Source organism: Acidiferrobacterales bacterium, from assembly GCA_028820695.1.
GTDB lineage: Bacteria > Pseudomonadota > Gammaproteobacteria > Arenicellales > JAJDZL01 > JAJDZL01.
In genome coordinates, this window is record JAPPIB010000020.1 from 17,984 (window position 1) to 36,754 (window position 18,771).

The 18,771-nt window shown below is 53.0% G+C and carries 17 protein-coding genes and 1 riboswitch; of the genes, 8 read left to right on the forward strand and 9 right to left on the reverse strand.

The window, feature by feature from the left end; genetic code table 11:
- Positions 1–9: 9 nt before the first annotated feature.
- From OXI60_02485 to OXI60_02500, 4 genes are read right to left on the reverse strand one after another with little or no spacing between them, the layout of a single operon-like run.
- Complete coding sequence (locus tag OXI60_02485; protein MDE0308686.1) at positions 10–1,077, reverse strand: TRAP transporter substrate-binding protein; 1,068 nt, start codon at positions 1,075–1,077, stop codon at positions 10–12.
- Between the two features lie 10 nt (positions 1,078–1,087).
- Complete coding sequence (gene thiD, locus OXI60_02490) at positions 1,088–1,894, reverse strand: bifunctional hydroxymethylpyrimidine kinase/phosphomethylpyrimidine kinase (GenBank protein ID MDE0308687.1); 807 nt, start codon at positions 1,892–1,894, stop codon at positions 1,088–1,090.
- Positions 1,891–2,616 carry a thiamine phosphate synthase gene (thiE, locus tag OXI60_02495; GenBank protein ID MDE0308688.1) on the reverse strand — a complete coding sequence of 242 codons (726 nt, stop codon included), beginning with the start codon at positions 2,614–2,616 and terminating at the stop codon, positions 1,891–1,893. Before thiE ends, thiD begins: the two co-directional genes overlap by 4 nt.
- Positions 2,597–3,337: a hydroxyethylthiazole kinase gene (locus OXI60_02500; GenBank protein ID MDE0308689.1), complete on the reverse strand. Its 741-nt coding sequence runs from the start codon at positions 3,335–3,337 to the stop codon at positions 2,597–2,599. The genes thiE and OXI60_02500 overlap by 20 nt, the downstream gene beginning before the upstream one ends.
- Positions 3,338–3,399: 62 nt before the next feature.
- Positions 3,400–3,503: riboswitch (TPP riboswitch) on the reverse strand.
- Between the two features lie 36 nt (positions 3,504–3,539).
- On the opposite strand from OXI60_02500, the gene OXI60_02505 reads away from it, so the two are divergent.
- Positions 3,540–4,637 carry a mandelate racemase/muconate lactonizing enzyme family protein gene (locus OXI60_02505; protein MDE0308690.1) on the forward strand — a complete coding sequence of 366 codons (1,098 nt, stop codon included), beginning with the start codon at positions 3,540–3,542 and terminating at the stop codon, positions 4,635–4,637.
- Positions 4,638–4,646: 9 nt separating this feature from the next.
- On the opposite strand, the gene tenA is transcribed toward OXI60_02505, so the two are convergent.
- Entirely contained in the window at positions 4,647–5,330 is a 684-nt protein-coding gene (gene tenA / locus OXI60_02510) for a thiaminase II (protein MDE0308691.1), read from the reverse strand.
- A gap of 148 nt (positions 5,331–5,478) precedes the next feature.
- Between tenA and OXI60_02515 the strand changes: the two genes are divergently transcribed.
- The 4 genes from OXI60_02515 to OXI60_02530 all read left to right on the forward strand — a co-directional run bounded on the left by OXI60_02515 (position 5,479) and on the right by OXI60_02530 (position 10,435).
- Positions 5,479–5,964, forward strand: a complete 486-nt coding sequence (locus OXI60_02515) for a hypothetical protein (GenBank protein ID MDE0308692.1) — start codon at positions 5,479–5,481, stop codon at positions 5,962–5,964.
- Between the two features lie 211 nt (positions 5,965–6,175).
- On the forward strand, positions 6,176–7,138 hold the full coding sequence (locus OXI60_02520) for an ABC transporter substrate-binding protein (GenBank protein MDE0308693.1): 963 nt from the start codon (positions 6,176–6,178) through the stop codon (positions 7,136–7,138).
- 150 nt (positions 7,139–7,288) lie between these two features.
- Complete coding sequence (locus OXI60_02525; protein MDE0308694.1) at positions 7,289–8,344, forward strand: ATP-binding cassette domain-containing protein; 1,056 nt, start codon at positions 7,289–7,291, stop codon at positions 8,342–8,344.
- Positions 8,345–8,371: 27 nt separating this feature from the next.
- Positions 8,372–10,435 (forward strand): ABC transporter permease subunit, encoded by a 2,064-nt coding sequence (locus OXI60_02530; GenBank protein ID MDE0308695.1) that lies wholly within the window; start codon positions 8,372–8,374, stop codon positions 10,433–10,435.
- Positions 10,436–10,473: 38 nt separating this feature from the next.
- On the opposite strand, the gene OXI60_02535 is transcribed toward OXI60_02530, so the two are convergent.
- Positions 10,474–10,674 carry a hypothetical protein gene (locus OXI60_02535; GenBank protein MDE0308696.1) on the reverse strand — a complete coding sequence of 67 codons (201 nt, stop codon included), beginning with the start codon at positions 10,672–10,674 and terminating at the stop codon, positions 10,474–10,476.
- Positions 10,675–11,022: 348 nt separating this feature from the next.
- Between OXI60_02535 and OXI60_02540 the strand changes: the two genes are divergently transcribed.
- On the forward strand, positions 11,023–12,216 hold the full coding sequence (locus OXI60_02540; GenBank protein MDE0308697.1) for an aminotransferase class V-fold PLP-dependent enzyme: 1,194 nt from the start codon (positions 11,023–11,025) through the stop codon (positions 12,214–12,216).
- On the opposite strand, the gene OXI60_02545 is transcribed toward OXI60_02540, so the two are convergent.
- A complete protein-coding gene (locus OXI60_02545) occupies positions 12,209–13,042 on the reverse strand; it encodes a methylated-DNA--[protein]-cysteine S-methyltransferase (protein MDE0308698.1) in 834 nt (277 codons plus the stop codon). The two genes, OXI60_02540 and OXI60_02545, sit on opposite strands and share 8 nt — an antisense overlap.
- Before the next feature lie 85 nt (positions 13,043–13,127).
- Here OXI60_02545 and OXI60_02550 point away from each other — a divergent pair, with 85 nt between their 5' ends.
- Positions 13,128–15,626 carry an FAD-dependent oxidoreductase gene (locus OXI60_02550; GenBank protein ID MDE0308699.1) on the forward strand — a complete coding sequence of 833 codons (2,499 nt, stop codon included), beginning with the start codon at positions 13,128–13,130 and terminating at the stop codon, positions 15,624–15,626.
- Between the two features lie 44 nt (positions 15,627–15,670).
- Positions 15,671–16,420, forward strand: a complete 750-nt coding sequence (locus tag OXI60_02555; GenBank protein MDE0308700.1) for an alanyl-tRNA editing protein — start codon at positions 15,671–15,673, stop codon at positions 16,418–16,420.
- Positions 16,421–16,542: 122 nt separating this feature from the next.
- On the opposite strand, the gene OXI60_02560 is transcribed toward OXI60_02555, so the two are convergent.
- The gene (locus OXI60_02560) at positions 16,543–16,677 is read right to left on the reverse strand and encodes a hypothetical protein (protein ID MDE0308701.1); all 135 of its coding nucleotides are present in this window, start codon (positions 16,675–16,677) and stop codon (positions 16,543–16,545) included.
- Positions 16,678–16,895: 218 nt separating this feature from the next.
- Complete coding sequence (locus tag OXI60_02565; GenBank protein ID MDE0308702.1) at positions 16,896–18,449, reverse strand: cation:proton antiporter; 1,554 nt, start codon at positions 18,447–18,449, stop codon at positions 16,896–16,898.
- Positions 18,450–18,771: the final 322 nt, after the last annotated feature.

Sequence of the window (18,771 nt, forward strand, 5' to 3'; positions counted from 1 at the left end):
CTGCACAGATCAGGCGGAGCGTGCCCTGAGAAATGGCAGGCTTGAGACTCTCGACCATTCAATCTGGGTATTCTTTGTCTCCCTGAATGAGCGGGTGATTCTGTTTGTGATGTCATCGTGTTGCGCAAGGTCATCCAAAACCTCATCCGCCGCCTTGCTGGCCGCTGACATCACATCATCCGGAAATTGGAAGACTTGTGTTCCATGCTCGGAGATCAGCTTGTGCAGCGCCTCGGGGTTGGACCTGTCGATTTCCGTAAGGCTGTATGCGTGCTCGGCAATGCATGCGGTATTGATGATTTGCTTGATGTCATCCGGCATGCCTTGCCATAGCTCCCTATTGACCACGAACTCCCCAGCCCCATTCGGCTCATGGAATCCGGGGCCATAGTAGTATGGTGCGCTCTTGTAAAACCCCATGGCCAGGTCCGACCAGGGTCCGAGCCACTCGGCCGCATCGACTGTACCCAAGTGCAGTGCCGGTCCGATTTCGGGTGGCGGAAGGGTTACCGCGACGGCGCCGATCCGTCGGAACACCTCACCACCCAATCCCGGTACCCTGTATCTGAGTCCCGCGATATCGTCAAGGGAGTTGATCTTTTTCTTGAACCAGCCGCCCATTCCGATACTGGTGTTGGATGCCAGAAACGGCTTCACATTGAACGGGGCATACAGTTCGTCCCAAAGTTGCTGTCCTCCATTGTGGTAGATCCATACCATGTGTTCCTGAGGGGTCAGTCCGAAAGGAACAGCTGTAAAAAAAGCGCTGGCGCGCATTTTGCCCTGCCAGAAGAAAGAAGCGCTGTGTCCGAAATCGGCAGTCCCGGACCCGACTGCATCAAGGACCTCAAACGGACCGACCAGTTCACCGGCAGCGAAAATCTTGATCCTGACTCGTCCGGCACTGAGGGTTTCTATTCTGCGGGCCAGTCGTTCCGCGGTAGCGCCTGCGCCGGGACTGTTCTTGATCCACGACATGGCCATGCGATATTCCTGTTTGTCGGCATGGCTGATACCGGGAGCCACGGCAGCGGCTACACCGGCACCAGCCCCCTTAAGAAAATTTCGACGTTGCATGATGTTTCACCTAGTTCCATTGATGATGAAAGTGATGGATCGGACCGTGGCCGGTACCGACGTCCAGTACGTCGGCACAGGCGATTGCCTGGCTGATGTACTGCTTGGCAATGAATACTGCCGATTCCATACCCTGCTTTTTTGCAAGTTCGGCGCAGATCGCTGATGACAGCGAACATCCGGTACCGTGAGTATTTCTGGTGTCGACTCGCGGGCTCGACATGTACCTGAAATTGTTGCCGTCAAAATAAAGGTCGGTACTCTCTGCAGTGTCATGATCGTGTCCGCCCTTGAGCAGAATCGAGCCGCAACCGAGGGACAGCAGCCGCTCGGTTGCGGCCTCCTTGTTGGTGTAGACAAATTCTTCCTTGCGTCTGAGCAGCCGGGCGGCTTCCGGAATATTGGGTGTGATGATCGATGCGATTGGAATCAGCATCGATTTCAGAGCATCAATGGCGTCATCGTGCAGGAGCGGGTCGCCACTTTTGGCGACCATGACGGGGTCCAGCACAATGTGACCGATTGAATGGCGTTCAAGTGCCTGTGCGACGGTCTGAATTACATCAGTGCGATGAAGCATGCCGATTTTTGCGGCGCGGACGTTCAGGTCACTGCACACCGCATCAATCTGCTCGGCGATGAATGCCGGGTCCACGTCGTGAACGGCGGTGACACCGGTTGTGTTCTGGGCAGTCAGTGCAGTGATTACACTGGCACTGTAGACCCCGAGCGCGGACATGGTCTTGATATCCGCTTGTATTCCGGCGCCACCGCCGCTGTCTGAACCTGCGATGGTCAGTGCAATCGGTATTGTCATTCTGTCCTCATCCTGTTTTTGTATCGATCGATTAGAATCTTGAATTGCTGTGCCGCCAAGTGTGGATTGTGCGACTCGCAGATTGCGGAGACGACGGCAACCCCGTCAACTGCGCATTCCAGAACCGACTCAAGGTTGCGAGTTGTGATTCCACTGATGGCGATGATTGGAAGTTGCGGGTCCCGCGAGCGCAACAGACTCACAATCTCCTCCAGCCTGTCGAGCCCGATGGGCGGGTCCGGGTTGATCTTGCTGTGTGTGCGGAACACGCCGCCGACGCTGATGTAGTCAAGCAAATGAACCGGAGCGCTTTGCGCCTCGCTCACCGAGCGAACTGTGAGTCCGATGCAGGCGTCCTCTCCCAGCATTGCCCGGGCGGCATCAACCGCCATGTCTTCCTGGCCAAGATGCACGGCATTCACGCCGGTCGAGGCGGCAATGTGAACACTGTCATTGACAAACACAGGAATGTTCAGGGAGCCCAACGCGTCGACAACGCCTGTCACCAGCTCGGCAAGTTTCTCAGGGCCCATGGTTTTGGATCTGAGCTGAATCGCGCTGACCCCACCCGTGACAGCTGCGATGACCGTCTGTTCGACACTATTATGGATGCACTGCTCAGGGTTGATGACAAGGTAGAGCGTCGGGTCGAACTTTCCGATCCGAACCGGTTGTGCGTGACGGCGTGTTGCGGTCTGGGCTTTATCGGATGGATTCGGCATGAATGCAATCAAGAAAGTTTCCGGCATAGGTTCCTGGACCATGCGATACCTGAGCGGCCGTCTGTCCGATCGAGCCATAAGTCTGTGCGATTTCAACTGCAGCATCGAACGGGTCTTGCCTGACCGTCAGGGAAGCCGCGAGCAGTGCTGAAAAAGCGCAACCCAACCCGGTGACGCTCTCCATCCACGGATGCCCACTGGTGATCTCGCGGGTGCGATTGTCCGAGATTACATGGTCGAACTCCCCGGTTGTCATCACAACGATCGAATGTTCCCGTGCGAGTTCCTCGCGGGTCAGGTCCATACTGCGGCAGATTGAGTCAATCTCAGCTGAGTTGCCGCGAAGTGCACTGGGTCGGTTTTTGATAAGTCCCGTACAGAAGTCCAGTCGGGATTGTGAACGGTCGCACAATGTCGGGTCCAGTACCCATGGAATTTGCTTGTCTGAAGCTGTGTCTGAAGCGATCATGATCGCCCTGCACTTGGATTGTGTGAGCATTCCAAGATTGATACTGAGCGCATCGGACGAGTTCGTGAATTGCGCGACCTCGTGAGGGTCGTGAGTCATACAAGGAGAAGCTCCGCACGCCAATAGAACATTTGCGGTCAATGAGACTGCAGCTTCATTGACGATGCAATGGACTCGCGGATGCAATGCACGGATTTGTGCGAGCGGGTTTGAGCACGCCGAAGACTCGAATTTGTCAGCAGTATCGGTCATTAACCTCACTCGCCGAAATACCTTACAATACGGCGAAAGAGAAGTTATGTCCGGCTGGTGAAGCCCTCAGCCATCCTGATTCCCTACGCCAGCATAATCTGGATCAGGTTCAACGGGTTGGTAGATTCCAACGTCTCAGCCCTTGCGGGCACCCCGTCAAGATGTAAGGACTATTTTAGCACTGAGTTTCGAGTCTGCGCAGATGAAAATCAACTCGATTGAGACATTCAACGATGAATACATCGGCTTCGTCAAAGTGACGGCTGATAGCGGAGATTTTGGCTGGGGCCAGGTTTCTCCCTACAACGCCGATATTACATGTCAGGTTCTTCATCGTCAGGTCGCGCGATGGGCGATCGGATCACAGTGTGACGATCTTGATGATCTGGAAAGTCGAATCTACGAACGCGAGCACAAGTTTCCGGGAACCTATATGAATCGTGCGATGGCGGGTCTGGACACCGCGTTATGGGACATGCGCGGGCGGATCGAACGCAAACCGGTTGTTGAATTGCTCGGTGGTCATGCCGGAAAGCTTCGCGTCTACGGCTCATCCATGCGTCGTGACATTACCCCTCAGCGGGAACTGGAACGATTGCAGCGTCTGCGTGACGAGTATGGATATGATGCCTTCAAGTTTCGTGTTGCCGCAGAGTGCGGTCGAGATGTTGACGAGTGGCCGGGTCGCACTGAGATGATTGTGCCGACCATTCGTCGTGGAATCGGTGATGATGTTGCCTTGCTGGTTGACGCGAACAGCGGATTTTCCGCCGAACGTGCGATCTCGGTTGGCAAGATGCTTCAGGACAACGATGTCTGTCACTTCGAGGAACCGTGTCCATATTGGGAGTTTGAACAGACACGGCGGGTCACCGAAGCGCTTGAATTGGATGTCACCGGTGGTGAGCAGGATTGCTATCTGCCGGCTTGGCGCAGGATGATTGACATGCGTGCGGTGAATATTGTTCAGCCCGATGTGTGTTATGTCGGCGGAATTACGCGCGCACTCAAGGTGGCGCGCATGGCGCAGGACGCCGGGCTGCCAGTCACCCCTCATGCGGCAAATCTGTCAATGGTGACGGTGTTTACCATGCATCTGCTTGCGGCACTTGTCAATGCAGGCAAGTATCTGGAGTTCTCGATCGAGGATGAAACGTACTATCCGTGGCAGCAGGGGTTGTTTCGGAATCCACCGTTTGATGTGGAAGATGGCAAGGTCACCATCCCGTCCGATCCGGGTTGGGGTGTCGAGATCGAGCCGCGTTGGCTGGATGGCGCCAACTATATCGCCACCGACTGAGAAGCGCGATTATTCTGTCTCCAGGCACATCTGCCAGAATCCAGTTTCCAGAATCGTAGCCTGGCGGTAGGTTTCGACCAGTTGCTTGAACCGCGAATTTCCTCCCCGCTCGACGCTGATCCGCTCCAGGTTGCTGATTGAGCGGATTGCGAGTGCCTGATATTCCTCGCTGGCGTACATCTCGACCCACTCGCGATATGGATTTTGTGCCAGGGTAGAGGAATAGTCGAGTTGCAGGCGAACACCGATCTCGGCGTAACCGACAACACACGGCATCAGGGCGATATACAGGTCCAGCAGGTCACCACTTTGACCCTTGTCCAGGACATATCTCGTATAGGCCAGGTTTTCCTGGTATTCGGGCGCGCTCTCGAGTTCGGATTGGGTTACTCCGAACTGTTCGCTGAATCGGACATGCAAATCCATTTCGACATTGAGTGTGGAGTGCAGGATTTCGGATGCCCACTGCATGTCGCGTAAGCTGGTCGACTTGTAGGCGGCAAGCGCCCAGGCGCGGCAAAAGTGTATGAGAAACACATAATCCTGCTCAAGGTAAAGGCGAAATGATTCCATCGGCAGTGAACCGTCACCGACTCTCTCAACGAATTCGTGATGACAGTAATCCTTCCATTCGCTGGAACAGGCTTGTTTCAGACGGTCGAAAATGGATGTTCCATAGTTTTGTCTTTGCATAAATCAGGCCTCTGCAAGGGCGTTGACCGGTCAGTTGCCGGGTGCCAATGATTGAATAATCGAGCCTATTCTACACGAACACGGATAGGTAAGACCTGACCAACTCAACGGACCATGGTCAGCGAGATGGAACTAATGAGGAACACCAATGAAACTGAACGCCTGCGGACAGAGGCTCGGCAAGGGGAACCGGCTTGCCTGGCACTATCGACGGCCTGCTGGCCCATCATCTGCCCTGTGTACGGGTGAGCCGGCAGAAATTAATTTTCCAGCCGCTGAGGGCGCAGCACCGCTTCAGACCGAAACCCTTTCGCAAGCGGTGTTCCGGTGCGGACGTTCAATTGATTGCACCAGTGGAGTCGAGACTCTCGAGACTTACAATGACACCGGCCTTAACCGTCACCTGCACACCGGTATTGAAACGCGTGACACCAGCTGTCAGACGTTCTCGATTCACCCCGACCAACCGAATTCTGCGGTTGGAACGTGTACCTGGTGGAAGCGCTGCGCAAGGCAGGGCTGGCGCGCGGATGTTGAAGCCTCGGTTGAAGTGCGAGCCGGCGAATCAATTTGGACGATTGGGGCGACACTCAAGGCCAGTGATGCAGACGGCGTCGTTGCCGAAAAACCATAATCTGAGCGTATGCAGAGGGACTTAACTTGAGCATCAGGGGTTCGGCCGGGAACACGCACCCGGATCATGTTCAATGTGCCGCGACTGAAACAGAACCTGGCCCGCTTTTGTCAAGACGGTTGAATTTCACTTGTTGAACTGAGTAACATAGCCTTTTTATTTGCTTACTGAGTGAAAGTAATTTACGGAGGATAATCCATTGAAAACTTCAATGAAAAAGATGTTTACGGGCATACTGCCGCTGTTTTTTTTCGGTTTGGTCTCGGGTTCCGCGATCGCCGACAGCAGTGAACCCATTAAGATTCCGATCAAGAACTGGTCAAGTCAGATTGTAATGGCGCACGTGATTGGTGGTATTTTTGAGAGTATCGGCAATACCGTGGAGTACGTCCCTGTCGATAACCAGGCAAGTTTTGAAGCGGTTCGGACCGGTGACCTGACGCTTGTGCACGAAGTGTGGCAATCGACGATGCAGAACGCCTACTACGCTGCGATGGAAAAAGGCGGCCTGATTGATGCCGGAACTCACGCAGCAGAAACCCTAGAAGAAATGGGCGTTCCAAACTGGGTAATCGAGAAGGATTTATGCCCGGGCCTGCCGAGTTGGGAGGCACTGAAAGACTGCTATGAAAATTTTGCCACACCGGATTCAGACGGCAAGGGCCGGTGGTTGGAAGGCCCGCAAAGCTGGCACGGAGATGTCATGCCGAACCGCCTCAAGGGATTAGGCCTCGATGACACCTGGGTGGTCAAGTTCGCAGGGGCAGCGGATGCACTTTGGGCAGAACTCAAGGCTGCTGAGAAAGAAGGCCGGGGCACGATCATTTTCAACTGGTCACCAAACTTCACCGATGCTGCAGGCTTCACTTTCATTGAATTTCCACCATATTACGACGGTTGCAGAATTGTCGATGGCGGTGATGTGACCACCACAGGTTGCGGCTCCCCCACTGGATGGCTCAAGAAAGGCGCCAACTACCGGTTTCCCAGGTCGCACCCCAACGCTTACACCATTTTCACCAAGTTGTCTTTCACCACACCGCAGATCGGTTCCATGGCAGCGCTGGTTGATGTTGAAGGCATGACACATAAGGATGCAGGTGCCAAGTGGCTCATGGACAACGAAGATGTCTGGAAGCCGTGGACGGAATCCGTGCTTGGCGAATCCAACTGATCAGGCAAGTGTTCATCAAATGGCTGACTTTGGTGACTTGATTTGGAACCTGGCTCCTCCCTGCCTCAGGGAGGAGCCTGTATGAAAATTCCCGCGATGATCAGCCTGATCCCTTTTGAAAGAAAGATGTTCGCAACCGGCACTTGATTTATGTCGGCTCAAGACTCATCCGCTTCGCAACCCAAGACCATAATCAAGTGTGAGTCTGTCTACAAAATATTTGGCAACAATGCCAAATCGATGCTTGAACAGTCCGATGGAAAAGTAGAAAGCGACAAGTTTCTCGAGGCCGGACTGATTGTCGGCGTCAATAACGTGTCTTTAGAGGTCTACAGCGGAGAGCTGGTGGTGATCATGGGACTGTCAGGGTCAGGAAAGTCGACGCTGCTGCGCTGTATTTCCCGCTTGACCGATGCGACCGCTGGGAAAATATTTATTGAAGGTCAGGACCTGCTGGCTCTTGGCCGCAAGCAGCTGATTGAACTTCGCCGCAAAAAAATGGGCATGGTTTTTCAGTCGTTCGGTCTGCTTCCCCACAAGACGGTACTGGAGAATATAGCCTTCCCGCTCCAGGTCAAGGGAAGCAAAACCAGGGACAGTGTTGAACGAGCCTCTGAGATGATTCAGCTGGTTGGACTTCAGGGTCGGGAAAATTATTTTCCGAGAGAGCTTTCCGGCGGTCAGCAGCAACGAGTGGGTATCGCGCGTTCGCTCGCCGCAGAGCCTGACATCTGGTTTCTGGATGAACCGTTTTCCGCCTTGGACCCCCTCATCCGCAAGGAAATGCAGGATGAGTTTCTTCGATTGCAAAAGGTTTTGAGCAAAACGATCCTGTTTGTGACTCACGATATCGACGAGGCCCTGCGTCTTGCAGACCGAATGGCGATCATGAAAGATGGCGTAGTTGAGCAACTCGACACGCCGGCGAATATTGTGCTGAGTCCGGCGACCGACTATGTACGCAGGTTTACAAAGGACGTGCCGCGGGAGAAAGTCCTTAAAGTCGATTCCGTTATGGACCCCGCAGACCCCTCAGAGAAGCTGAGCGAGCTTAGAGTTCCGCTTGGCACCATTATCGAAACTGTCGCCGAAGACATTCTTGGACAGGACAAACCTGTCGGAGTGGCCAACTCTGACGGTGATATAGTGGGGACACTTCATTCATCCCATGTACTGAATGTCCTGTTCGGAGAACGGTCCGACTGAACCCGCGCGGACCGGCTACACTGTGTGATGGCAGCACGCTTTCAGAAACACCCCAGGCTCTATCAGTTCGGTCTTGTGCTGGCGGTGTTCTTTTTGCTTTGTTTTTCAATCTCTCCTGACGAATCCAATATTCTTTGGCGTCTGCCGCCGCTATTGAAAAGCATCCCGACGATCATTAACGATGCTGTGAACCATCTGATGTTTGACTGGATGCCGGTTCAGGTGTACGACCCGGTTATCGAAGACTATGAAGAAAAGCCGCTCTTCAGGGAATTTACGCGTTCTGTATCCAGTGGATTTCTGTTCGTCATCAACTTTCTGCGAGAAATCATTCTGGGCGGTAACAAAACAGTTGTTGTGTTCACCAGTTGGGATTTCATCAACGAGAATCCGTGGGCGCGGCTGCCGGCCATTCCATGGATTGTGATCCTGGGCTGGGCCGTGATTCTGGCATACAGGCTGCAAGGGAAGGGACTGGCTGTTCTAGCGGCACTGTGCACCGTGTACATCGCGCTGTTCGGACAGTGGAAGCCATCGATGGAAACGTTGTCATTTGTTTTGATCGCAGCACCAGTATCGGTCGTTCTCGGTATCGTTTTGGGTATCTGGGCCTATCGAAACCGGTTCATTGAAGCAGCGCTGAATCCGATTCTGAATGTCGCACAAACCATGCCGCACTACTCATACCTGGTTCCGGTCATCGTGCTTTTCGGTGTCGGAGATCACGCTGCGGCGATTGCAACCATCGTGTTTGCCACGCCGCCGATGGTTCGACTGACTCTGCTGGGACTGAAAATGGTACCCGGTGATGTTGTTGATGCAGGCATGATGAGCGGTTGTAACGGGTGGCAACTGATGTTCCGGGTGCTGATTCCCACTGCAAGACGAGATATTCTGATCGGCGTCAACCAGGTGGTCATGCAATGCCTTGCGATGACCGTCATCGCTTCATTTATCGGCGCCCAGGGTCTGGGATCCAATCTTATGATTGCACTGAACTCGCTGAAGGTCGGTACCGGTATCGAAATCGGGATTTGCATCGTCGTAATCGCGGTGGTGCTGGACAAAATGTCACTGGCTTGGGCGAATAAGCAGACGGACTACTTTGCCAACCTGTCTTTTGTGCGGCGACACAAGTATTCGCTGGCCGCCGCCGCAGTCTTTGTTGCCGGCTGCCTGCTGGCATACCTGGGCAGTTTGATTTTTAAGGACGGGTTCAATTATTTGTATATCGTTCCGCACAACAAGGGGATTACCACCGCACCCTACTGGCAATCTGCTGTGGACTGGACTTGGGATACATTCTTTTTCACGCTGAAGGGATTCAATGAGTTCTTGATCACGAAAGTGCTGGTGCCCATGAAAAACACCTACCTTGCCATGCCCGTTGCGGCAACGTTCGTGCTCATGATGGGGGTGGGTTACATTCTGGCGGGCATACGCTCAGCGCTCATCATTGGCGGATTCTTGCTGTTCATTGCCTTGTCGGAATACTGGGACAGGGCCTTGATTACTGCCTACATCACCTCTTTTGTAGTGATTGTTTCGGTTGTTCTTGGTGTGAGTCTAGGATCGGTCTGTGCACAGAGTAATCGCGCCAGCAGGTTCATTCTGCTGATTTGCGACTTCCTTCAGACCTTTCCGTCATTCATCTATCTGATACCGGTGATTATGCTTTTCGGCATCACCGACACCTCGGTCATCATTGCCGCAATAGTCTATGCGACCGTTCCAGCTACGCGCTATACGGTCGAAGGTCTAAGAAGCGTCCCGTCCGTACTGCATGATGCAGGCTCCATGATGGGTGTATCGCGTTTGCAAAGGTGGATATCCATCGAGCTGCCCCTTGCATTTCCGCACATTATGCTGGGTGTGAATCAGACCGTGATATTTGCTTTATTCATGGTCATCATTGGTGCCTTTATCGGCACCACCGACCTCGGACAACTCATCCTCAAGGCCATTTCCGATCCGCGGGGCACGGGGATCGGACTGACGCTGGGACTTTGTGTTGCCTTTATTGGACTTGCTGTTGATCAGATCATCCGTACCTGGGCAAACGAACGCAAAAAAGCACTCGATTTAAAGTAGAGGGACTGCACAAAGACTACACGACGGCAACCGTGGATTTACGCGGTTATCGCCACTGCACAGGGGACAATCACGCCTGGAATCACCATCATCTCATCGGTCGGCCTGTCAGGTTCGTATTTCGCCATCCGATGCAAGTCAAACACCCGCCACGCAGCAATCGCACCAAACGCCGGGCACTTGAGCAGGTCTTCGGCATCATCAAACTGGCGTTTCTCAATCTGACAGCCGATCTTCAAGGCATCAAAAATACCCCTCTATCCCCCAGCGCACCTCATACCACTGGCAAATGCACACCACATTGTCACCGCGCCCGCCTCACCCTCGGTGCACAGAAAAACCAATGCCGAACAAAACCTGTCACTGGTGAAACATTCCGCTTCACTTTCGATCGCACCCGTGTGAAACGATGAAAGGCTCAAAAAAAGAAAATTGATATATATTTGTACCCGAAATAGATTGAAGATAGAAATACAGGGTTCGCCTACCGCGGTTTTCTTGGCATCCTCAAACCGACCGCATATTTTTCACTTGATGGGCAAGCGTTATGTTGTATGGATCTTACGTCATCACGGATGGACAGATTGATGGTATTTGACACTCAATTGGCTCGACGGGATACACCCGGTTGTTTAGGTGTGGTGCACTTGCACCATTCCGGTTCAGCGATGATGCCGATACCGGTGATTGACGCATTTCGAGGCCATATTGAGCTCGAAACAATTCGCGGCGGTTATGAAGCTGAAGAAGAGGCCAAGGAAAAACTGAACGCAGTCTACTCCTCCATCGGCAGCATGATCAACTGTTCGTCCAACGAAATTGCCTTGACCGAAAGCGCAACAGTCGCATGGAACGCCGTGTTTTACGGCATCGCCCAGACATTGAAACCGGGTGATCGCATTCTCACGTCCAAGTCTGAGTACGTCTCGAACATGATTGCCTACTTTCAGGTCGCTGAGCGGACCGGTGCGCAAGTTGAGGTTGTGCCGGATGACGACACCGGTCAGTTGGATGTTCGGGCACTTGAATCCATGATCAATAACCGCGTCAGATTGATTTCGGTAACGCATGTTCCGACTCATAACGGGCTCGTCAATCCGATCAATGACATTGGTCAGGTCGCGAGTGACTACAACATTCCCTATATTGTTGATGCATGCCAGTCGGCCGGGCAGATGCCACTGGATGTGACACAGATTGGCTGCGACGCGTTGTCAGCTACTGGCAGGAAATTCCTGAGGGCACCGCGGGGAACAGGATTTCTCTATGTGCGCGAGCAGATGCTTGAAAGGTTTCCGCCGGTCACACTGGACCTGCACGCGGCAACCTGGACCGGCCCGCAGACCTACGAGTTGCAAGCCGGCGCGAGACGTTACGAAATGTTCGAGTCCAACATTGCCGCGCGGATCGGGCTCGGAGCGGCAGTTGACTACGCCATGTCCTGGGGATTGGCTGATATCTATTCGCGAATTCGCTTTCTTGCGGACCGCTTACGCGAGCAACTGGGACTGATCGAGCGCGTAACACTGCGCGATAAGGGTAAGGAAAAGTGCGGCATCGTCACTTTCACACTCGACGGTATCAATGCTGAGGAGTTTCAACAGCTGATGCGAAAGAAAAATATCAATGTCGGTGTTTCCAAAAGAAACTGTGCCCTGACAGATTTGGAAGAGTGGGGCTTGGATTCATTAATTCGCAGCCCGGTGCACTACTACAACTCAGATGATGAGATTGAGTTTTTTGTCAATGAGGTGAAGAAACTGGCTGAGTCGCTCAGCTGACGGGCAAGCTTGCGGCAGTATTCGCACTTTCCCAGGTCAGCATCGCTCGCTTGCGGCTGGTCCCCCATCGGTATCCACCGATACCACCACCTTTCTGAAGTACCCGGTGACAGGGAATGACGTAGGAGATGGCGTTTCGGCCGACCGCTGAAGCCACTGCCCGAACCGCATTCGGCCGCTCAACCCTGCTTGCGAGCCGGCTGTAGGACACAATCTCCCCGGGAGCAATTTCGAGCAGCGCCTTCCACACCCGAATCTGCAGGTTGGTGCCCTTGAGGTGCAACATGATCGATTTGTCTGTTTCGTCGGTTTCGAATATCCGACTGATCAGTTCGGCTGTCTTTGCCGGATTCATGACAAGGTCCGCTGCTGCCCACTGGCTGCCCAGCGCGACCAGTCCCTCTTCGCTGTCGTGGAAACTCATCCAGCATAACCCTTTGTCAGTTGCTCCCGCCAGGCAGGTTCCGAACGGTGTAGGATGCCAGCCATACTCGATTGTCAGCGAATCGCCGCAGTCACGATACTCCTTCGGCGTCATCGCATAGACATTCACCATAAGGTCATGTAATCGACTGGGGTTCGACAGACCGGTGTCCGAGATGACATCCATCATATCGGATTGGTCGCGAAGGAGCTGACCGCTCAACTGTGCAGTCAGATATTGGACAAACCTTTTCGGTGAGATGCCGGCCCAGCGCCTGAAGAGCCGCTGAAAATGGTAATCACTCAGTCCGACATGCGCTGCGACTTCAGAAAGTGCCGGTTGATGGACATAGCTCGTCTCCAGGTACCGTATGGCCCGTTCGATTCTTTGGTAATCATTCATCTGATTATGACCGTAATTCAAGTGATTCATTACCAACCATTTTCGGAAAATTGCGACTGCCTTGCAATCCGATTCTTGCTATAAAATGTCGTTTCGTTCATCTGTCAACTACAAGTCAATCAATATTTCAGCTGAAATGGATTCAGGTCTGCCTGCAAAAGCGCGTGTAGTCATTATCGGTGGCGGCTGTGTCGGCACCAGCACCCTATACCATCTTGCAAAAATGGGATGGGAAGATATCGTACTGCTTGAACGCAGGGAATTGGGTTGCGGAACAACATGGCATGCCGCGGGACTGGTCGGCCAATTGCGATCGAGCTACAACCTTACGCGGCTCGCGCAGTATACCACCGAACTTTTCGCCAATCTCGAAGAGGAAACCGGGCAGCCAACGGGATACCGCGTCAACGGTTCGATCGCGGTCGCTCCTCATGATCAGCGCTTTGAGGAGCTCAAGCGTTCAGTCTCCATGGCTCGTGCGTACGGTATCAAAGCCGATGTCATCACACCTTCGCAAGCCAAGGATCTTTATCCGGCACTGCATATCGACGACCTGGTCGGCGCGGTCTTTATCCCCAAAGACGGTCAGATTAACCCCTTGGATCTGGTTCAGGCCTATGCGAAAGGAGCGAGAATGCATGGTGCGATGATTCGTGAGAATGTCAAGGTGACAGACATCATTGTTGAGAACGGTGCGGTGTGTGGCGTTCAGACCGATCAGGGCGACATATCGGCACCAGTCGTTGTCAACTGTGCAGGCATGTGGGCGAGAGAGATTGGATTGATGTGCGGTGTGGAAGTTCCATTGCATGCTGCCGAGCATTTCTATGTCGTAACCGAGCCGATCAGCGACTTGCCATCGAATTTGCCGGTCTTGCGCGATCCAACGGGTTACACATACTACAAGGAAGATGCGGGAAAGCTGCTCATAGGCGCATTCGAGCCGAATGCGAAGCCATGGGGAATGGATGGCATACCTGAGGATTTCTGTTTTGATCAGTTGCCGGAGGACTGGGATCATTTCCAGGACGCGCTGAACAACGCGTTGCACCGCGTACCCATTCTGGGCAGTGCCGGTATTCATACCTTTTTCTGCGGGCCGGAGAGTTTTACCCCGGACAACCGATACTATCTGGGTGAGGTGTCGACGGTGAAAGGTTTTTTTGTGGCCGCGGGGTTCAATTCAATTGGAATTCAGTCATCCGGCGGCGCGGGCAAGGTCATATCCGAATGGATCGCACACGGACACCCATTGAACGACTACTGGGACGTGGATATCCGCAGAATCGCGCCGATGCAGAATAACAGCCGCTATCTTCACGATCGGATTTCGGAAACATTAGGACTTCTCTATGCCATGCACTGGCCATTTCGGCAACCTGAAACCTCTCGGAACGTCCGCAAATCGCCGTTGCACGACCGTCTGGCCGAACGAGGCGCATGCTTTGGTGAGACATACGGCTGGGAACGCCCTGACTGGTATGCGCCCGGCGAGCGCAATCCTCAATACGAATACTCCTACGGACGTCAGAACTGGTTCGAGAATGTGCGTGCGGAGCACGAAGCGGTACGAAGCAACGTCGGTATATTCGATCAGACTTCGTTCGCCAAATTCATGGTTGAAGGTCGCGATGCCGAGACATTTCTGAATCGGATCTGCGCCAACAATGTTGCAGTCGAGCCGGGCCGGGTTGTGTATACGCAGTGGTTAAATGAGCGCGGTGGTATCGAGGCGGACCTCACAGTCACACGGCTGTCAGAACGCCGTTATCTGGTGGTCACCGGCGCCGCGGTCCAGCAACGCGATCTGAGCTGGCTGCAACGACATGTATCGGATGACATGCATGTTGTGGTCACTGACGTGACATCCGGATATTCAGTATTGTCGATCATGGGGCCGAATTCGCGTAATCTGCTTTCGAAGGTGACGACAGCCGATCTTTCGAATGAGGCGTTTCCATTTCTTTCGTCAAGGGAAATTGAACTCGGTATGACATTTGGGCGGGCCTCCCGAATCACCTACGTCGGGGAGCTTGGATGGGAGTTATACATCCCCACTGACTTCGTACAGCATGTCTATGACGAGATTGTCGCCGCTGGAGAGGAGTTTTCGCTGGTTCACTGTGGTTACCTTTCATTGAATTCATTGCGGATCGAAAAGGCCTACCGTCACTTCGGTCACGACATTGCTGATGAGGACAATCCGATTGAGGCGGGACTCGGATTCGCTGTGGCGTGGGACAAGGACGGCGGATTCATCGGTAAGGATGCCCTTGAACCGATGCGAGGTAAGTTGCCGAATCGGCGATTGGTTCAATTTCTGTTCGAGGATCCGGAACCGTTGATCTACCACGAGGAACCGATCTATCGTGACGGCGAGATAGTCGGGCGTGTGACTTCCGGCATGTATGGCTATGCGCTGGGGGCTTGCGTGGGGCTTGGCTACGTCGGATGTGAGCAGGGCGTCAGTGCGGACTTCGTCAACAGTGGAAGTTACGAGATTGAGGTGGCGGGAGAACGATTTCCTGTTACGGCGTCCCTTAGACCGATGTACGATTCCCGCTCGGAACGGCCCAAGGCCTGAAATCCGAAGTCGAGTCCGGCAAAACCCATCATCCGGAGCATTCCGTGAGCGAGGAACTGTTTCAGACTTTTCCGTATCTGCGAGAGTGCAAGGCTGTTGTCCAGACAGTCGATGCGGACGCCGGAAGTTTCACCGTCAATCGCACTGTTTTTTATCCTACCGGCGGTGGACAGCCCGGTGACATCGGTGTTTATTTTGACAGCAGTGATCGGGAATACCCGATTACAGATACTCAGCGCAATCGCGCGACCGGAGACATCGATCACTTTATCGAAGACCTGGCCCAACTGCCGCAGGTCGGTGACACCATCTATCTGGAAATCGATTGGGAGCGCCGCCATCGGCTGATGCGCATGCACAGCTGCCTTCATCTTTTATGCGCGGTGATATCGGGGAAGGTAACTGGTGCGCAGGTGTATGATGGCCGCGGCCGCGTAGACTTTGATACCTCGGAAACCTATGACAAGAATCAGCTTTCCACCAGCCTGAATCTTCTCATTGAACAGAACGCACAATGCCAAAGCCTGAGTTATTCAACTGCTGAACTCAGTGCTAATCCGGAATTGGTCGACAGTCTTTCGGTGCCAGTTCCGCCGATTGAGGGATCGGTCAGATTGGTTCACTTCGACGGAATCGACATCCAGCCGTGCGGCGGGACACATGTTGCGAATACCGAGGAAATCGGGCATGTGAAGGTGGTGAAGATTGAAAGCAAGGGTCGACACAATCGACGAATTTCCGTGGTGCTGGATGATCGGAATTCGTCATCAGAATACGACAGTTCAGACAATTGACAGGTCCGAATGGAGGATGCCGTGCATCAGGGGATTATGAACTTGGCTTGCCCATTGGAATAATTCTCTAAAATCCCTGATCCGCAGATAGAGACTGCCAGTATCTCCCCGAGGTCAAAAAGTCATCGAATGTCCTTCAGCTTGCTTTCTGATATGTCAGCTCTCAGGTTGTACCACCACACAATCTGCTCATCGCTCACCACCCATCTATTGTGCACCATCAGACAAAACGCCCCCCTGCCTGTGTTCCATCGCATGCGGTGTGCGGGTCTCAAATTCGGTTTCCGAAACACTGCCATCCTCATCAACCAGTGCCTGCCAGCCGTCATCGGGTATCTGTATTTGGGGGAACCAAGGTTTCGTTGTGGCATGCGTGTAGCCCCGTTTTCTTTTGTATGCTGGGGTAAAGCGAATTTGCGATTTTGGATCACCGGCGAGAAACTACTGGTCAATACACCGACTTGATACCCCGGATTTACGCAAACCGCTTCTTTTTCATTTTTCTAAGCACACACTGAGCGAACCCGCGCCCCGCTTCTGCGTACAGATTGAAAGCAATACAGCCCTTGGCCTCAAGTTCCGCAGTGTGCTCAGGATAGCGTGAAATCACGGCAAGGACGCCTTTGTAGTTGAATTGTTTAGCCAGCGTGACGACATGCAAATTCTCCTGATGGTTCGACAGATTCACAAACAGTAATCGTCTTTCAGTCAGTTTCGCGTCAAGCCAGAAATCGTAGTCACTGGCGTCTGCGAGAATACAGCGGTAACCGTGCCGATTCAATTTGTTGACACGGTCGAGATTCTGTTCCACACCGATAACGCTGTCGCCGAACTGTTTTCTTAATTGCCTATATGCGCCAAGGCCGACGCGCCCCATACCGAGAATGACACAATCAGTGTCACCGAGCGAAGAGAACTTATCCCGCTCGAGGCGTTGGCGGCGTTCGAATTTCTGCAGAAAGTCCGAGCTTTTGCTGTACAGCTCATGCACCCAGGTATTGAAAGGCGTTGCAATAAATAGTGAAACTGCCATCGCTAGAGCCAAAGTGGTCAGCCATTGCGAAGAAAGCATCCCTGAAGAAACTGCGATTGACCCGACGATTAACCCGAACTCAGAATAGTTGAACAGCGAAAACCCGCAGAGAAACGCAGTTCGAGCCCGAAGGCCAAACGCTACGAGAAGAAAAAAGTACAAAAGCGGACGTATGAAAATCAGCAAAGAAAGTGCCAGCGCAACCAGCAGCATTTCCGCTGATGGCAGCCCGTAAAACCCAATTTGCAGAAAAAAACCAATAAGAAACAAGTCCTTCACCGATATCAGACTGTTGTATAGTTCTTTCGATTTCGTAGAATTGCCAAGGAATACGCCGATCAGCAGTGCGCCAAGATCGCCTTTAAGGTGAACCAGTTCAAACAGTTCATGGGCGCCGAAAGCAGCAACCACTCCGAAAAGAACAAGCAACTCTCCGTATCCGACTCGGTCAAGAATCCGCGTGAACAATGGTTTCAGCAACGGCAGAACAAGCAATCCCAATGCCCACAAACTGGGCAATTCATCGCTGGTGAAAACCAAAAAGCAGACCGCAAAAATATCCTGTACGATCAAAATGCCAATCGCGATGTCTGCGTGAAGCGAAGATCGTCCACCTCTTTGCTCAAATATCTTTACTGCAAATACCGTGCTTGAAAATGACAGGGCGAAAGCCAGAATCCAGGCAGCTGAATAACTACCGAGCGCGAGCGGTGAATAAAACAATCCTGCCAGGATAATCACCGGTACAGTCAGCACAACCGCAATAATCATGTGGGTCGCGGCAGTTCCCCAAACCTGTACCTGAGCCAATTCCCGAAGATTGAGCTTTAGGCCAATTGTGAATAATAGGAGGGTGATGCCAATGTCTGCCAGCTGGCGAATCGTTTCAATTTCACCGACGCCGAACTCATGAGCAATGAATCCCGCGAGCAGGAAACCGAGCAGTGGCGGATAACCGAGATGCCGAAAGGCCAATCCGGCAAGCAGAGCGACCATTAACAATACTGCTGTCATATTCGAACCCTTAGTGGAATGGTTTTTTGAATCCGTCAATCGTGACGCAAAACTGTCAAAATGATGCCGTATTGAATTTCAACCGGTCTTTCATATGACTCCCAACCCCGTCTCAGGCGTGGACACCATCACGGAAGAAACAGGACATTCCAAGAGTCAAGACATAGACAATTGAAAGAAGGTATTCTGATGGCAATGTGTCGGAACCAAGGCCGTTCTTCTATGGTGACCTGGGTCCCGAATTTGAATTTTGGGCCACTGCGCAGTTATTGCCTATCACTGGTGGCGCCGCAGGGCGACCCCA

Bases quoted from the DNA above. Each gene is read 5' to 3' on its own strand.
- OXI60_02545 (MDE0308698.1), bottom strand. From the start codon at position 13,042: ATGAATGATTACCAAAGAATCGAACGGGCCATACGGTACCTGGAGACG.
- tenA (MDE0308691.1), bottom strand. From the start codon at position 5,330: ATGCAAAGACAAAACTATGGAACATCCATTTTCGACCGTCTGAAACAA.
- OXI60_02540 (MDE0308697.1), top strand. From the start codon at position 11,023: ATGGTATTTGACACTCAATTGGCTCGACGGGATACACCCGGTTGTTTA.
- OXI60_02550 (MDE0308699.1), top strand. From the start codon at position 13,128: ATGTCGTTTCGTTCATCTGTCAACTACAAGTCAATCAATATTTCAGCT.
- OXI60_02500 (MDE0308689.1), bottom strand. From the start codon at position 3,337: ATGACCGATACTGCTGACAAATTCGAGTCTTCGGCGTGCTCAAACCCG.
- OXI60_02530 (MDE0308695.1), top strand. From the start codon at position 8,372: ATGGCAGCACGCTTTCAGAAACACCCCAGGCTCTATCAGTTCGGTCTT.
- OXI60_02560 (MDE0308701.1), bottom strand. From the start codon at position 16,677: ATGCGATGGAACACAGGCAGGGGGGCGTTTTGTCTGATGGTGCACAAT.
- thiD (MDE0308687.1), bottom strand. From the start codon at position 1,894: ATGACAATACCGATTGCACTGACCATCGCAGGTTCAGACAGCGGCGGT.
- OXI60_02485 (MDE0308686.1), bottom strand. From the start codon at position 1,077: ATGCAACGTCGAAATTTTCTTAAGGGGGCTGGTGCCGGTGTAGCCGCT.
- OXI60_02515 (MDE0308692.1), top strand. From the start codon at position 5,479: ATGAAACTGAACGCCTGCGGACAGAGGCTCGGCAAGGGGAACCGGCTT.
- thiE (MDE0308688.1), bottom strand. From the start codon at position 2,616: ATGCCGAATCCATCCGATAAAGCCCAGACCGCAACACGCCGTCACGCA.
- OXI60_02565 (MDE0308702.1), bottom strand. From the start codon at position 18,449: ATGGTCGCTCTGCTTGCCGGATTGGCCTTTCGGCATCTCGGTTATCCG.
- OXI60_02520 (MDE0308693.1), top strand. From the start codon at position 6,176: ATGAAAAAGATGTTTACGGGCATACTGCCGCTGTTTTTTTTCGGTTTG.
- OXI60_02505 (MDE0308690.1), top strand. From the start codon at position 3,540: ATGAAAATCAACTCGATTGAGACATTCAACGATGAATACATCGGCTTC.
- OXI60_02525 (MDE0308694.1), top strand. From the start codon at position 7,289: ATGTCGGCTCAAGACTCATCCGCTTCGCAACCCAAGACCATAATCAAG.